This is a genomic window from Frankia sp. CeD, from assembly GCF_000732115.1.
GTDB lineage: Bacteria > Actinomycetota > Actinomycetes > Frankiales > Frankiaceae > Frankia > Frankia casuarinae.
On record NZ_JPGU01000027.1, the window covers coordinates 1 to 14,002 of the forward strand.

The 14,002-nt window shown below is 71.6% G+C and carries 16 protein-coding genes and 1 pseudogene; 9 read left to right on the forward strand and 8 right to left on the reverse strand.

The window, feature by feature from the left end:
- Positions 1-238 (forward strand): annotated as a pseudogene (locus CED_RS14430) (transposase); the annotation flags it as partial.
- 243 nt (positions 239-481) lie between these two features.
- Here CED_RS14430 and CED_RS14435 read toward each other — a convergent pair.
- Positions 482-970, reverse strand: coding sequence for a DinB family protein (locus CED_RS14435; RefSeq protein WP_035911486.1), 489 nt, complete (start codon positions 968-970; stop codon positions 482-484).
- A gap of 412 nt (positions 971-1,382) precedes the next feature.
- Here CED_RS14435 and CED_RS14440 point away from each other — a divergent pair, with 412 nt between their 5' ends.
- Together CED_RS14440 and CED_RS14445 are read left to right on the forward strand one after the other, a co-directional pair.
- Positions 1,383-1,898 carry a Tn3 family transposase gene (locus tag CED_RS14440; protein ID WP_011436729.1) on the forward strand — a complete coding sequence of 172 codons (516 nt, stop codon included), beginning with the start codon at positions 1,383-1,385 and terminating at the stop codon, positions 1,896-1,898.
- Positions 1,895-2,824, forward strand: coding sequence for a hypothetical protein (locus tag CED_RS14445; RefSeq protein ID WP_023841897.1), 930 nt, complete (start codon positions 1,895-1,897; stop codon positions 2,822-2,824). Before CED_RS14440 ends, CED_RS14445 begins: the two co-directional genes overlap by 4 nt.
- Positions 2,825-3,425: 601 nt before the next feature.
- Here the strand turns inward: CED_RS14445 and CED_RS14450 are convergent.
- Complete coding sequence (locus CED_RS14450) at positions 3,426-4,232, reverse strand: methylenetetrahydrofolate reductase (RefSeq protein WP_035732966.1); 807 nt, start codon at positions 4,230-4,232, stop codon at positions 3,426-3,428.
- 471 nt (positions 4,233-4,703) lie between these two features.
- Here CED_RS14450 and CED_RS14455 point away from each other — a divergent pair, with 471 nt between their 5' ends.
- Positions 4,704-6,071 (forward strand): hypothetical protein, encoded by a 1,368-nt coding sequence (locus CED_RS14455; protein WP_235187085.1) that lies wholly within the window; start codon positions 4,704-4,706, stop codon positions 6,069-6,071.
- A 77-nt stretch (positions 6,072-6,148) separates the two neighbouring features.
- Here CED_RS14455 and CED_RS14460 read toward each other — a convergent pair whose 3' ends face one another.
- On the reverse strand, positions 6,149-6,838 hold the full coding sequence (locus CED_RS14460) for a formylglycine-generating enzyme family protein (protein WP_035911456.1): 690 nt from the start codon (positions 6,836-6,838) through the stop codon (positions 6,149-6,151).
- A 109-nt stretch (positions 6,839-6,947) separates the two neighbouring features.
- Here CED_RS14460 and CED_RS14465 point away from each other — a divergent pair, with 109 nt between their 5' ends.
- Together CED_RS14465 and CED_RS21595 are read left to right on the forward strand one after the other, a co-directional pair.
- On the forward strand, positions 6,948-7,544 hold the full coding sequence (locus CED_RS14465; RefSeq protein WP_011436724.1) for a TetR/AcrR family transcriptional regulator: 597 nt from the start codon (positions 6,948-6,950) through the stop codon (positions 7,542-7,544).
- Between the two features lie 83 nt (positions 7,545-7,627).
- Positions 7,628-8,146, forward strand: coding sequence for a TIGR03086 family metal-binding protein (locus tag CED_RS21595; protein WP_235187086.1), 519 nt, complete (start codon positions 7,628-7,630; stop codon positions 8,144-8,146).
- A gap of 77 nt (positions 8,147-8,223) precedes the next feature.
- Here the strand turns inward: CED_RS21595 and CED_RS14475 are convergent, their stop codons facing one another.
- Both CED_RS14475 and CED_RS14480 read right to left on the reverse strand, forming a co-directional pair.
- Positions 8,224-8,907, reverse strand: coding sequence for a DUF2599 domain-containing protein (locus CED_RS14475; RefSeq protein WP_011436722.1), 684 nt, complete (start codon positions 8,905-8,907; stop codon positions 8,224-8,226).
- A 97-nt stretch (positions 8,908-9,004) separates the two neighbouring features.
- Positions 9,005-9,283 (reverse strand): GlsB/YeaQ/YmgE family stress response membrane protein, encoded by a 279-nt coding sequence (locus tag CED_RS14480; RefSeq protein ID WP_035732971.1) that lies wholly within the window; start codon positions 9,281-9,283, stop codon positions 9,005-9,007.
- A gap of 333 nt (positions 9,284-9,616) precedes the next feature.
- Here CED_RS14480 and tatA point away from each other — a divergent pair, with 333 nt between their 5' ends.
- Positions 9,617-9,901 (forward strand): Sec-independent protein translocase subunit TatA, encoded by a 285-nt coding sequence (gene tatA / locus CED_RS14485; RefSeq protein WP_035911491.1) that lies wholly within the window; start codon positions 9,617-9,619, stop codon positions 9,899-9,901.
- A 91-nt stretch (positions 9,902-9,992) separates the two neighbouring features.
- Positions 9,993-11,042: a site-specific integrase gene (locus tag CED_RS14490; protein WP_108913407.1), complete on the forward strand. Its 1,050-nt coding sequence runs from the start codon at positions 9,993-9,995 to the stop codon at positions 11,040-11,042.
- Positions 11,043-11,183: 141 nt separating this feature from the next.
- Here CED_RS14490 and CED_RS14495 read toward each other — a convergent pair whose 3' ends face one another.
- Positions 11,184-11,411, reverse strand: a complete 228-nt coding sequence (locus CED_RS14495; protein ID WP_011436717.1) for a hypothetical protein — start codon at positions 11,409-11,411, stop codon at positions 11,184-11,186.
- Positions 11,412-11,553: 142 nt separating this feature from the next.
- Between CED_RS14495 and CED_RS24365 the strand changes: the two genes are divergently transcribed.
- On the forward strand, positions 11,554-11,730 hold the full coding sequence (locus tag CED_RS24365; RefSeq protein WP_023841343.1) for a hypothetical protein: 177 nt from the start codon (positions 11,554-11,556) through the stop codon (positions 11,728-11,730).
- Positions 11,731-11,802: 72 nt separating this feature from the next.
- Here CED_RS24365 and CED_RS14500 read toward each other — a convergent pair whose 3' ends face one another.
- Complete coding sequence (locus CED_RS14500) at positions 11,803-12,402, reverse strand: adenylate/guanylate cyclase domain-containing protein (RefSeq protein WP_011436715.1); 600 nt, start codon at positions 12,400-12,402, stop codon at positions 11,803-11,805.
- 101 nt (positions 12,403-12,503) lie between these two features.
- Positions 12,504-13,541 carry a pentapeptide repeat-containing protein gene (locus CED_RS14505; RefSeq protein ID WP_035911459.1) on the reverse strand — a complete coding sequence of 346 codons (1,038 nt, stop codon included), beginning with the start codon at positions 13,539-13,541 and terminating at the stop codon, positions 12,504-12,506.
- Between the last annotated feature and the right edge of the window lie 461 nt (positions 13,542-14,002).

The window sequence follows — 14,002 nt, forward strand, 5'->3', positions numbered from 1 at the left end:
ATCCCGGCGATCCGTTCCCGCCGTGGACCGCGGCGGCGCCACCCGGCCACGCTGCGTGCGGACAAGGCCTACGACCAGCCGGAACGACGGCGTTTCCTGCGCCGGCACGGGATCGCGGTGCGGATCGCCCGCCGTGGTGTGGACAGTACCGAACGCCTCGGCCGGCACCGGTGGAAAGTCGAGAGAACCCTGGCCTGGCTCGGTGGCTACCGCCGNCTNANCNNNCGNTACGAACGNAACGGCTACAACTTCCTCGGGTTCCTCTGCCTGGCTGCCGCGATCACCTGCTGGAAGAAACTCCCGCACTCGACGTGAGACACGCTCTTAGCCTGTCCGGCCAGCTGTCGCAGCATGCCGATCTTCGCGAGATGGTGGGCGCCGCCGCGGGTCACCTGCCGGCGGACCCGCTCGTCGTTGACGGCCACCCCCAGCTCGTCGGCGGCGACGGACCGCGGGGGCCGGTGGAGCGACGGGCTGTCTGCTACCCGAGTACGCCGGTCGCTCCGTCGGTGAGCTCGCGCACGATGTCGGCGTGGCCGGTATGGCGGGCTGTCTCTTCGATCATGTGGATGTAGATCCACCGCAGTGATACCTGGGGTAGGTCGGGGCGGGNGACAGGGGTCGCGACGATGTCGTCGAGCGCGTACCCGGCCGCGGCCTTTCGGGAGGCTGCGCACGCCTGGTCGTACGCCGCCAGCAGCGAGTCGATGGTGTCGGTGTCGGCAAGCACCCAGCTGGTGTCTTCCTGGCCGGTCGGGAGTGTGTCGGGGTCGTCGGTCAGCCGACCGAACCAGTTTCGCTCCACCACGGTCAGGTGTTTGACGAGGCCGGCGAGGGTGGTGAGCGAGGGCAGCATCCTGCGTGCGCTGTCCTGGTCGCTGACACCGCGCACCTTGTGGACGAGGACATCCCGGTAAAAGTCGAGGAACGCTTCCAGGGTTTCGCGTTCGCCTGCGGTGCTGGCCTGCATGACCCGCAGTGTCGGCGGGCGTGGCGGNGGNGGNTGCATGCCGGCAACCGTAGCGCGCTGCGAAGACGGGGCCTGAGAGTGATCAAGTCTGGTGCGCGGGTTGGGTCAGGTTCCGATGACGAGGACTTCGCGGGCGGTGCGGTAGGATCTCGACGATGACCGCGAGCCGTGGCGGGCGGCCAGCGGGCGCGCTGACGGCCGCGGGTACGCGCTCCTGCCGACGTGGAGTCACACCGTTGTTCTTGCGCGTCTCCGAACGCACTCGACCAGGATCTGTGGGGAACCGACCTGGTAGGGAGGCCACCGAGATACGGCAGAAAGGGGCAACGGGCGGCTGTAGCCCGGTGGCGTACGGCGTTGGGTCGCTCGGTATCCTGCCGATCACTATCGGGGGTGTAGTACGGGGTGGCTGGTGGCATCGATCGAGGAGGAGGCTGCGGGGGCGGCCGATCCGATCGGGGAGGTCTCCGAACGCGCCGGCCGGCTGGTGATCAAAACGTTGGCGGAGGCCGGCTGGAAGAATCTGATCCGCGCCGCGATCTCGATCCGGGAAGGCGTCCGCTCCTCGGTCACGCTGCTGCGCCGTCTGGGCAAGGTCGAGGCCTTCCACGGCTTCGCCGACTGGCTGATGTTCGGCGGGGACCTGATCGGCCACAACGATCCCGACCATCACGAGAAGATCGTCAAGTTCAACGAGCTGACCGCGAACTGCGTGATCCACCAGAACGCGTTGGACATCACCGATGTCGTTAACCAGCTCGTCGCCGAAGGGCAGGTGGTCGAACCCGACGACCTGGCCACCATCAGCCCGTACATCCGCGAGAACGTCCGCCGCTTCGGTGAATGGGGGCTCGACACCACCCCACCCGAGCAGACCGTCACCCGCCTCGACGTCACTCTTCCCACCTCTGTGGATATTCGTCGATGACGCCGACGGCCCCCGGAAGTGGGGGAGACAGCGGGGGTGCGTGGCTTACCCGGATCGGGGAGCTGTTCGGGATTGTTCTGGCTCCGGTAACGGTACTCACCGCGCTGCTCTACGACTTCGGTTTCGTCCGTGCGCAGGCCCTGTTCGGCTATTTCGGCCTCGAAGTCAGCCAGCTGGACTTCTCCTTCCAGGATCTGGTGCTCCGCAGCGCCCAGGTCGTCTTCCGTCCCCTGATCTTCCTCGCCTTCCTGGTTCTGCTGACCCTGGCTGGCCACGCCCTGCTCACCCGGCAGCTGCGCCGACGTCCCCCCACCTCCCGCGTCGCTCGGGGGGCCTCTCCCGCAACCGGGCTGGTTGCCATGCTGCTGTTCCTGACCGCAGCCGGCAGCCTCGACCTGATCAACCTGAAGTTGATACCTGTGCGGGTGGCGCCGGTCGCGCTTGGCATGGCCGCCGTGCTGACCGAGTACGCCGTCCACCTAGCCGAACAGCAGTGTCACCGGCGACGCCGCCGCCGCGCCCGCCGCGGACCACCCCCACCGCTGATGTCCGCCCCGCTGACCCGACTACGCCGCGCCACTCTCGCCGCGACACTGCTGATCGCCCTGTTCTGGGGGTTTTCCGTCGAAGCCGATCGCCAAGGCAACCAGCTTGCCCGCGGCATCGCCGCGACCGTCGGGCAACGATCGGCAGCCATCGTCTACAGCACCGACCGACTCCCGTTAAGCCCGGACTACCAGGTCGACGAAGTCGACCTCACACCCGCCAAAACCATCTGGCGCTGGCGCTACACCGGCCTGCACGTCCTGGCCTACCGCGCCAACCGCTGGTTCCTGCTACCCACCAGCTGGACGAAGGACAACGGCGCACCCGTCGTCATCCTCACCGAGGACCCCACCCGACTCCGCGTCGACATCGTCCCATAAACACAAACTCCCGCCAGGCCACTCTTCCGGCCGAATTGTGCGATATAAAAGAAAGCGAGAAAAGTGTCTCACCCGCCCCCGGAAATGTGCGAGGAAGGCGCGGTTCCCCCACCTCCCGCGGGAGCATTATCGCCATCCGGCGGGGATACCCGAGGACTGGAAGGAGGTGGAGTCCCCGATTCGGGGCGCACGCTCGGGATTCCGCCGCCACCACCGCGCGAAACGGCTGCCGAGACCCCAGGAATCTGTCCATTGATTGATTTTTTCTGGTCGATTGTGGGATGCGGCTGGGGTAGCGTGGGGATCGCGAAGCCGGTAGGAGTACTCGAATGCTCTTCCGTTCCGGAGGTTGTGGGGGATGGGCTAGGCACATGAGATTGAGAAGATGATCTGCACGCTGCCACGAGGACGATCAGACTGACGGGCAGCACAACGAACATAGCTGTCCACCTCCACCAGCCCTCCCTTTTCCTGGCACTCCTGCTGTTTCGGCGTCCACCCACCACATCCCCCGACGATGTTGCTCTGCGACAGATCGACATCTCTTCGTACTAATAATCACTGTCGGGGTGCCCTGTGTCACTCACTCCGGCCCGGGCGGTTAGAGAAGGTCCTCAAGTCGGGTGGCGACCTGGCGGTAGCGGCTAACCGGGACGAGGTGCACACCGGCGAAGGCGCCGCTGTCGCGCAGCCGTAGCACCTGGTCGCAGGCCGCTTCGACCCCGGCCGCCTGGTCCCGTTCGACTGCTTGGACGAGGTCGTCGGGAATGTCGATGTCGGGGATGGCCGCGGCGAGGCGGCGGGCCATCCCGGCGCTCGCGAGGACCATGACGCCGGCGTAGATCGGCAGTTCGACCGGATGGGCGTCGCGCCAGCGCAGCAGGGCGTCCACCGAGTAGCTGATCTGTACGAACAGGAAGTCGGCCGCTCGTTTCCAGGTGGGCAGTGGACGTAGGCCAGCCGCGGCGCCGACCCGGAACGCCGGCATGTCCGCGAAGACCGGATCCTCGCTGGCCGCGCGGGCCTCGTCCATCATCGCGCGCACGGTCAGGTCGCCGGTCCGGTTCCCGGCGGTGGGTTTGTCGCCGTGGACGAACAGGAATTCCTCGACGCCGTAGGCCGCGGCGGTGAGCAGGTCGCGGCGGAAGCCGAGCAGGTTACGGTCGCGGGAGTTCACGCAGGCGATGCTGCGTCCCCCCATCGTCGCCACCTCGTGGGCGACGGCGATGCTCGACACCGTCGCGCGTCCGATGTGGTTGTCGGGGATCAGGAACGCGTCGGTGACGGGGCTCAGGACGCCGATCTGGTGGCGGGCGTGGGTCAGGTCCGGCCGGGTCGGCGGCTCGATCTCGCAGATCATCTCGAAGCCGCGCACCGGGCGTTCGTGACCCGCCGTGGGTTCGCGCATCCTGACAGGATAGGACTCCACGGACCACAGCCACACCGCACGGGTGCGCTGCGCTGCTGTAGCACACCGTAGGAACAGTCCGAGGTGGCCCACCGGCAGTTCGTGCCACTGAAGTTGGACCGGACCGGATCACCATGTCGGCGCATGCGCTGGTCCGATTCCCCCCAGGCCCATGTGCACCCGAGCCAGCGCGGTCCCTGCCAAACAAAGCGGCCGGAACCCGGCCATCTACCGGGGCCGGTCACAGGGAACCATCCCGGGATGATCATTTTCTGACGCCCGGGAAGGGAGGCTTATCGGGCGTCAGGACGCGCCATGCCACGCGCTCCCCTGAAACGTTCCGTTTCGTGGTATAACGTTTTTTCAAACGTTTCATCGCTTGCGACGATATGTAAGTGGAGGGGATGAGTCATGTCTCGGGTGCCACGACCGCCGCACCAGCGTCGGGAGCCGCCTGAACCGGTGGGGCCGATGCGGCCGCCGCGTCCCCGTGACGGCGAACCCGTGCTCCCGGCGGCCGGCACGTCTTCGGGAGGAGCGCCGGGGGCTGGGGGCGGCCCGGCGACGCCGGAGGGATCCACCGCCGGCCCGGCGGCCGGCCACGCGGTCCCCGAAGGCACCCGCGCCCGCGGCGGCGGGGACGACGGCGGGGACGACGGCGCGCCCCCGTCCGGACACCCGGCGCCGTCCGGCGGTGCGGCCGGGTCCGAGGGTGCGGCGGCCCGCGCCGCGACGGCGCCGCGCTGCGCCTTCCCGGGATGTACCCGACCCGCCGCCCCCGCCGAAGGCCCGGGGCGCCCGCCGGCGTACTGCGACGACCCGGCGCACAACCGGCTCGCGGCCTACCGTCGCCGCCGTGAGCTCGCCGGGCGTGGCGGTGCGGACTCCGCCGGCACGCCCGCCGCCCGGGCCGACCTCGCCACCCTGCCGCTGGCCGCCGGTCGGCTGCGCGCCGAGGACCTCGCCGCTCAGGTGCGCGCCCTCGCCGCCGAGCTGACCTGCACCCTCGACGCCTTCAGCCGGCAGATGTCCGCCCTCGGCGACGTCACCGCCGTCGAGGCGGCCGTCGAGGCGGCCGAGGCCGAAGCCGCCGAACGGGTCGCCGAGGCGGTGGCCCGTGCCGTGCGCGCCGAGCAGCGGGCCCGCGCCGCCGAGGCGGCCCGCGCCGAGGCCGAGGCCGTCGCCGGCGAGGCGGTGAGCGCCCTGGAGGACGCCGAGACCCGCCTGGCCGCCGCCGAGGCGGCCAGGCGGCAGGTGGTCGAGCACTCCGCCGAGACGGTCCGCGCGGCCAACGACGCCGCCGAGGCGGCCCNCGTCGAGGCCGACGCGCAGGTCCAGGCCGCCGCCGCCCGCGCCGCCACCGAGATCGAGGCGGCCCGCGTCGAGGCCGCACGGCGCATCGACGAGGCCGTCGCCGCCCGGGAGCGGGCCTCGACGCGGCTGGAGGAGGCCCGGCGCGACGCCGAACGCGACGCGCACACCCTCACCGAGCTACGCGCCGAACGCGACGCCCTGCGCGAGGACATCCGCCGCGAACGCGCCGAGGCCGAGCGGGTGCGTGCCGAGGCGGCGGCGCAGCTCGACCAGGGCCGAGCCGCCGCGGCAGCCGAGGCCGAGCGGGTGCGTGCCGAGGCGGCGGCCGAACTCGACCGCGTCCGCTTCGAGGGCGAGGCACGCCTGGCCGGCGAACGTCAGGCCGCCGCCGAACGTCTCACTGTGATCGGCGAGGCCCGCGCCGAGGCCCGGGCCCGCGCCGAACGCGCCGAACGCCAGGTCGACGAACTGACCGCGGAGCTTCGCGCCGTGCGCGCCAGCCCCACCCGCCCCGACCCCACCTGATCAGGCCCCACCTGATCAGGATCGCTCTCGTCCGGCGGGCAACACGGACCGGTGCGTGAGCACGGATGCGACGTGGGTCAGGGCACGGCGCAACGCGCGACGCGGAACCCCACGTCGTCGAGGTGGAAGGCCGGGTGGCCGCGGCGGCGTACGGAGGCCCGGCAGCTCCAGTGCTCGTCGAACCACCCGCCGCCCCGCAGCACCCGATAGGTGCCGTAGACCTCGGTGTCGTACAGGTCCCAGCACCAGTCCCACACGTTGCCCAGCATGTCGTACAGGCCCCAGGAGTTGGGCTGTTTGCCGCCCACGTCATGGATTCGCCCGTGGGAGTTGCCGCGGTACCAGGCAATGTCGTCGAGCGGCCCGTACCGCGGGCCGCTCGTGCCGGCTCGGGCGGCGTACTCCCACTCAGCCTCGGTCGGCAGCCGGTACCCCTCGGCGCGGGTGTCCCACTCGACACCCTCGCCGCCGACACCCTCGCCGTCGGCCTGGACACGGTACGCGGGCGCCATCCCGTCGCGGTGGGACAGGGCGTTGCAGAACCGGACCGCGTCCCACCAGGAAACCCCCTCGACAGGCAACCGGTCCCCGCGGGCCGAACTCGGCCGCTGGCCGCCGACCGCCGCGTACTGCTCCTGGGTGACCGGAAACGCCGCGAGACAGTACGGCGCGAGCTCGACCGACCAGCTGCGCTGCGTTCGCCGGTCGGACAGCGTCACCCGCCCCGGCGGGATGGAGATCAACGTGTTTCCCACGCCCGCGTCCATGGCCGGCGATCCTACCGAGGCTCGTCCGTACGGAGAGTCCCGGTAGGATCGCGGGACGTCCGTATAGAGTGTTACTCTAGAGTGGTGCTCTATGNGAGGTGTCGGGGTTATGAGAGGTGTCGGGGTAGCGCCCAGTCGGGCCCGGCTGGTGGACGCGGCCGTGGCCTGCGTGCTGGAGCAGGGCTGGGAGGCCACGTCCATGCAGGCGGTTCGGCGTCGGGCCGGTGTCAGTAACGGCAGCCTGTTTCACTACTTCCCCACCCGGGGGGACCTGGCCGCGGCCGTGGTGGGTGCGGGTCTTGCCGATCATCAGGGCGCGCTGTGGGGTGAGCTGCACACCTCGACCGGGCCCCGTGATGGCGTGACCCGCCTGGTCACCCGCCATCTGCGGTGGGTGGAAGAGCATCCGCGGCTGGCCCGACTGCTGCTGACCGCGCCGGTCGATGTCCTGCGCGGCTCGATCGATGAGCGCACCGCCGCGGACAACCGCGGCTTCTTCGCCGCGGTGGCCGACTGGCTGCGTGGCCACGGCTGGTCCGACCGGCCCGACCTGGCGGTCGTCGTCGCGCTGTGGATCGGCCCCGCCCAGGAATACAGCCGCCACTGGCTCGCCCGCCCCGCGGGCTCCCCGACGCTCGTCGCCGACGACCTGGCCGACGCCGCCTGGCGGACGCTCGGTCCCCTGCTCACCCCGCGGAAGGAGTAAGGAGTCATGACCCGTTCCTTGCAGTGCTACCGCCGTGCGCTCGACACGTTCACCACCATCGTCACTCGCGTGCCGTCACTCGCGTGCCCGCCGACCGGTGGGACGCCCCGTCCCTCTGCCCGGTGTGGACCGGGCGGCAGTTGACCGGCCACGTCATCGACGGCCAGCAGCAGATCGTCAGCCTGCTCACCGGGCACGGCCCCCGCCCGCCCGTCACCGATCCCGCCCTCCTCACCGCCCTCGCCGGCCCCGATCCGGGCGCATCCTGGCAGCGCACCCACCAGAACACCGAACGCACCCTCGCGGCCCTGGACCCGGCCACCGTCGTGGACACCCCCCTGGGCGCCCGGAGCGTGGACGAGGTCCTCACCGTCGCCGTCATCGAGCCCCTCGTCCACGCCTGGGATCTGGCCACCACCATCGGGCAGACCGTCCAGCTCGATCCCGACACGGTGACCGCGACGCNCCCCGCCGTCGAAGCACTCGGTGGCCAGCTCGCCGCGACCGGCATGTATGCCGCCGCCCAGCCCGCGCCCGCCGACAGCCCACCCCAAGACAGGCTCCTGGCCGCACTCGGACGCCGCTGGACCCCGAGGAACTGACATCAGCAGTATCACGTGGGGGCTGATCACACGGGCTCGTGCGCCAAGTCGTCAACCGCCAAGTCGTCAACCCGCCGTCAGGCCTGCTCGCCGGAGACCGTCCGCTGGGGGCGTACGCCGTCCGGCCGGTAGATCCTGGCCGGTGGCCCGGGGGGATCGGTGCCGAGGGTGTTCCCGCAGCGGGTGGAGATCCATGTCCGGATGCCGCCGGGACGCGGCGCCGGCCGCCAGCTTTCCAGGTCGTAGGTCTCGCCGGTGGCGAAGCCCTTCCCGCCGTTCAGCGCCGGTAGCTGCGCGAAGTTCTGATGGCACGCCAGCTGGTCACGCAGACTGTCGGCAACCTCGCCGCGCAGGCCCGTCACACACCCCTGCACGGCCTGCCAGATCTCGGCGGCAACCTGGCCGGGGTCCCCGGCGCGCCGCCCCTCGGGGGTGGGGCGCACCTGGATGCGAAACCGGCCGTCCGCCCACTGCTGCACGACGATCTCCTCGACGTAGCGGCTCGGGCCGCAGTAGGGCGTGCTGGCACCGGCGGCCCGCGGGCTGTGTGTCGCCTCGGGGCTGGGGCTCGGGCTGTGCGCGGGAGTCGGGCCGCCCGGGGGATGCACCCCCGCGATGGCGTGCGGACCGGCCGGGGTGTCCGGGCCGCAGGCGACGGCGAGCAGCCCCACCGCCGGCACGCCCAGCAGAACCCGCACGAGGAGCGCGCACAGGCGCGCCCCCACGATCCCGGACGCGGTGCTCCCTGCGGTCCCCGCCATGTGCGTTCCCCCGGATCCGGTGCGGGTGGGTTCCGCCGGTTATCGCCGCGTCAACCCACCGCACCGGGCTGCCGTGAGGCGGCCTCGGGGACGAGCGTCAGCGGTGCAACGTACGGCGGCGNCCCNCCGCCCGCCACACCAGCAGCACGACGATACCCCCGATGATCGAGCCGACGATGCCGGACGGTTGCAGCGCGCCCTCGCTGAGATCACGGTTGAACAGGACGTAGCCGAGGAAACCGCCGACGAACGAGCCGACGATGCCGAGCAGGATCGTCGCAGGGATACTCATCGGATCAGGTCCGGGCACGAGCAGGCGCGCGACCGCGCCGGCAACGAGACCAAGCAGCATCCAACTGACGAGGGTCCAGACCATGGAAGACCTCCGACCAATAATGATCATCGATGGCCGACCTATGATCATGGTCGACCGATGATCGAGGAGTAGGACGTCCGCCGTATACCCGACCGACCCGGTTCGTCAAACAACATCCAACAACATCCGAAACGTCGTCCTGCGGACAGCCTGCCCGTCGAGATGACTGTCGAGATGCCCGTCGAGCGCCCTCCCGGACCGGGCCGGGCGCCACCGCATCATCGGCCCGGCCGTGGCCCGATCACCGGACGGGGCTGCGAACGGGGCGGCGGCCGGTCGTAACATGTGGACCAGGCCGACCGTGCGTCGGATCCCGTCCGAAGGATGGTTCCCGTGGGTGACATCGGCGCTCCCGAACTGATCATCATCATCCTGGTCGTCGTCGTGCTGTTCGGCTCGAAGCGGCTGCCCGACGCCGCCCGTTCCCTAGGCCGCTCCCTGCGGATCTTCAAGTCCGAGATCAAGGGCCTGCACGACGACGAGGCGCCGGCCCCTNCCGCGGCCGTTGCCGCGGCNCCCNCCCAGGNCNCCGNCCCCGCGCCCGCCGCACCCCACACTCCGCCGTCGGCCGAGCCGGCCACGCCGGCCACGGGTGGATCCGGGAACCGGTCCGCCTGAGGCCCGCTGAGCGTTTCCCGCGGCGAGGCCGGGCGAGTCGCGGCGGACTAGGGTGGATCTCGATGCCCCAGGATGCCCGGACGCCCCGGCGGTGAACGACGAGACCACCAGGCCGATCGCCGGCCCCCGTGCGTTACCGGCCGGCTCCGCCGGCGCGGCACAGCCGCCGGTGCCGGTCCTGGCGCCGGGCACCGATGGACAGCTCACCGCCGATCTGCTCGCTCGGGTAGGGGACTACGCCCGCGCCGCGCGTTCCACGGCGACCTGGCGGGCCTACGACAGTGACCTGCGTCAGTTCCGGGCCTGGTGTGAACGTCAGACGGTGCCGCTGTGCCCGCTGCCGGCGACCCCGGCGACGGTCGCGGGTTACCTCGCCACGCTCGCCGACGCCGGGTACAAGCCCTCGACGATCCGCCGCCGGCTCGCCGCGATCTCCGTCTCCCACCAGCTCGGTCGCCATCCCAACCCGGCGAGCGCACCGGAGGTCTGCGCCGTCTGGGACGGTATCCGCCGCACCCGCGGGGTCCGCCCGAACCGCAAGGCCGCGCTGGACACCTCCCTGCTGGCCCGGGTCGTCGCCGGGCTGCGCGACGACGACCTCGCCGACGTCCGCGACCGGGCCCTGCTGCTGATCGGATTCGCCGGCTGCCTGCGCCGCTCCGAACTCGTCGGCCTCGACGTCGCCGACCTGCTGGAGACCCCCGACGGAGTCGTCCTGACGATCCGGGCGTCGAAGACCGACCAGGAGGCCGCCGGTGCCCTGGTCGGCGTCGCCTACGGCTCCTACCGGCCGACCTGCCCGGTGCGGGCCTGGCGGGCCTGGGTGGACGCCGCCGCGCTGACCGACGGGCCGGCGTTCCGCGCGGTCAACCGGCACGGGCAGGTCGCGCCGGGGCGGCTCTACCCGGGCTCGGTGGCCCGAATCGTGCAGCGCCGGGTGGCCGCCGCCGGACTCGACCCGGCCGACTTCGCCGGGCATTCGCTGCGCTCCGGGTTCGCCACCGCCGCCGCCCGCGCCGGTGTCGCCGACCGGTCGATCATGCGCCAGGGCCGGTGGCGCTCCTCAGCGTCGCTCGACGGCTACGTCCGCGCCGGACGGCTGTTCGACCGCGACAACCCCTCCGGCCGCGTCGGGCTGTGAACCCGACCGGCCTGGGATCCGGCGTGGACGGAACCGCGCACGCGGCGTCCCCGGCATGCAGGTGCGGGTCGGGCCGGTGCGCGAGGTGGCCTTCGCCCCGGACAGCCGACTGCTGGCCACCGCCGGCAAAGCGGTGCGCGTTCAGGCGTCGCCGAGATCCTGTCCAAGGGGGAGATGGCGGTAGACGGTGGTCCGTCCGCGTCGGGTGAGCGCGGCCACCAGGTCGATCGGCACCCCGCCGGCGCGGGCGGCGCGGGCGGCCTCCCACATTCTTTCCTCCGCCTCGCAGGCAGCGTCGACCGAGGCGGACAGGGCGGCCATGAGCTCATGGTGAGCCTGCGTCCTCGGCGTCCACGGCGGGCGGGGCATCCACCCACCTTATGGGCGTACCAGATTGACATGCAAACACGTGGAAGATTAGCGTCTCAGATAGGTATGCGAACTGGGAATGTGATGCGTCTGTCGCGGCNTTGCCGCATTCTGGCCCTACCCGAGCATCCGAAGGGACCTCATGATGGCCAGATACACCTGCACGTACTGCGGTATCACCTCGGACCGGGTCGCCACCAAGGCCGAGGCGTCCCATCTGCTCGCCACCCACATGCAGGTCCGCCACGGCGGGCTGGGCCGCGGCCCCCAACCGGCCGCCATCCCGCGGACCGGTTCACGTCGCGTCCGGCGCCGCTGACAGTCCCGCACCGCCCTTCGTCCCGCTCGCCCACGGATCCGGGGCCGGAGCACCGGCGGCGGCCGGTAGTGCTCAGGCGGCCGGCGACGGAGCGGCCAGTCCGATCAGCCGGTGCACACGCAACGGGACGGGCCTGCCCTGCACGACGAGGGGATCCGCCTCGCTCGCGGTGACGCTGTCCCGGACGAGATGATAAGTGGTGCCGCCGATGAAGATCTCGCCGGCGGGCGCGGCGTGTTCCAACCGGGAGGCGACGTTCACCGGGTCGCCACTGGCGCCACCGGCGACGGTGACCTCGCCGGTGTTGATCCCGATCCGCACGCGCAGCCTCAGGTCCCGGTTGTGGTGCCGTTCGGTGTTGAGCGCCTCCGTCGCGGCCCGAATCTCAAGGGCGGCGTGGACGGCGCGCAGCGCGTCGTCCACATGCGGCTCGGGAACGCCGAACACCGCGAACGCGGCGTCCCCGATGAATCTCTCGACCGAGCCGCCATGCGTGGAGACGATGGTGCGCACGAGGGTGAACGCCCGCCGCAGGACCTCCTGCAGCGATTCCGGGTCGATTCCTCTGCCGATGTCGGTGGTCCCGGTGATGCCCACGAACATGCTCGTGGCGGTGATGCAGGCGTCCCGTTCCGGGTCCTGCCGGATGTCGCCGGTATCCTCGCGTGCCATGGTCCCATCCTGACGCGCCATCCCGCCGGTGAAGACGTGATTTCCGCGCCGTGACCCGACCGGGGGATCGGACCCGGCGCCGGCGACGACTGGTCTGCCGGTCAGCGGCGGCGTGGGGAACGAGGCGACCGAGGGGAACGAGGCGACCGAGGAGAACTCGCCGACCGCCGCGGCCGGGCCGCGCTGGGCGACGACGAGGGGATCGGCACCGTCCCGGGCCCGGGGCCCGAGCCCGCCACGGGGTGCGTTCTGGGGTCCGGCCGCGTCGGGTCCGCCGTGCGCGTCCAGTGCACGGGGCGGGTCAGAGCCGGGGGCAGCGCCGTGGTGGCGTCCCCGCGGGCGGCGTCGAGCTGGGCCTGAACGACGAACAGGGCGCCGTGCAGGTTGGCGCCGTGCAGGTCGGTGTCGCGCAGGTCAGCGCCGAGCAGGTCGGCGCCGCGCAGATCCGCCCCCCGCAGATCCGCGCCGATCAGGAGGGTTCCCTGCAGCGCCGCGCCGCGCAGATCCGCCCCGGCGAGGTTCGCGCCGAGCAGGTCGGCGCCGCGGGGGCGCCGCCGGGGACGCCTGTTCCCGGCACCGCCCGGCAGCTCGGCGCGGACCAGGTCGCTGGCCTGCAGCAACAGCAGATGGACCGCCTGACGCAGCGCGGGGACGTCCACGGCGAGCAGCGTGTCGGCGTCGGCGCAGGTCAGCAGCATGGTGCGAGCGCGGGCGTCATGCAGCTCGGCGTGCAGCGGGGCGGCGGCGGGCCGGCTCAGCGCCTCGCTCAGATACCACAGCAGCTCGTGCAGCGTCCGCATGACCGCGAAGACATCGAACATCTGCCGGGCACTGTCCGGGGCCGCNCGCCAGNCCCGCCCGCCGTAGGTGACCTGGCAGACCTGCTGCCCGGCGCCGAAGCAGTCATACACGGCGCAGCCGCGGAACCCCCGCGGCCGCAGCTGCTCGTGGACGGCACAGCGGAAGCCCGCGTTCAGGTTGGGGCAGGCCGTGCCGGCGGGNTTNTNAATCGCGAAGTCCACCNAGGCGGNGAANGCCGGNGCCACGCAGCACAGCGCGAAACAGCGCCCGCAGTCGGCACGCAGCCGGCCGCGGGCGTCCCCGGTGATTCCCGCGGCGGGATCGAGATCGTCGGGCAAGGTGTGTGCCCTTCTGAACGTCGACGGGAGACATCATTCTGACAGACGCGACCGCGGAGGATGACGTCGCCACCCCCGTGTCCACCGGCCTCGGGCTGGCCGGGATACCAGTTCGCCCGCGATCCTCGCCCACGACCAGCGCCGGTTCAACGAGCACAGGGCGTCTGGTCAGCGGTCAGCGGTCAGCGGTCAGCACCCAATGGTCATCTGGGTGGGAGGGAGGGTCGTCTCGACGTCCTGGTCGTCGAGACGACGTACTGGTCGCCGACGGATATGTCATGCTGACAGACGCGACAGCAGGGGGAGGAAGCCGGTGCGAGTCCGGCGCGGTCCCGCCACTGTCACCGGGAAGCGAACCCTTCCTGGGCAGGCTCGCCGACGAGGAGGCGGGCGTGCCCGGCGATCGCCCGACCAGGGGTCCGGAGAGGAACCCCGAGCCGCCCCGGCGGGGCGACGGGCCA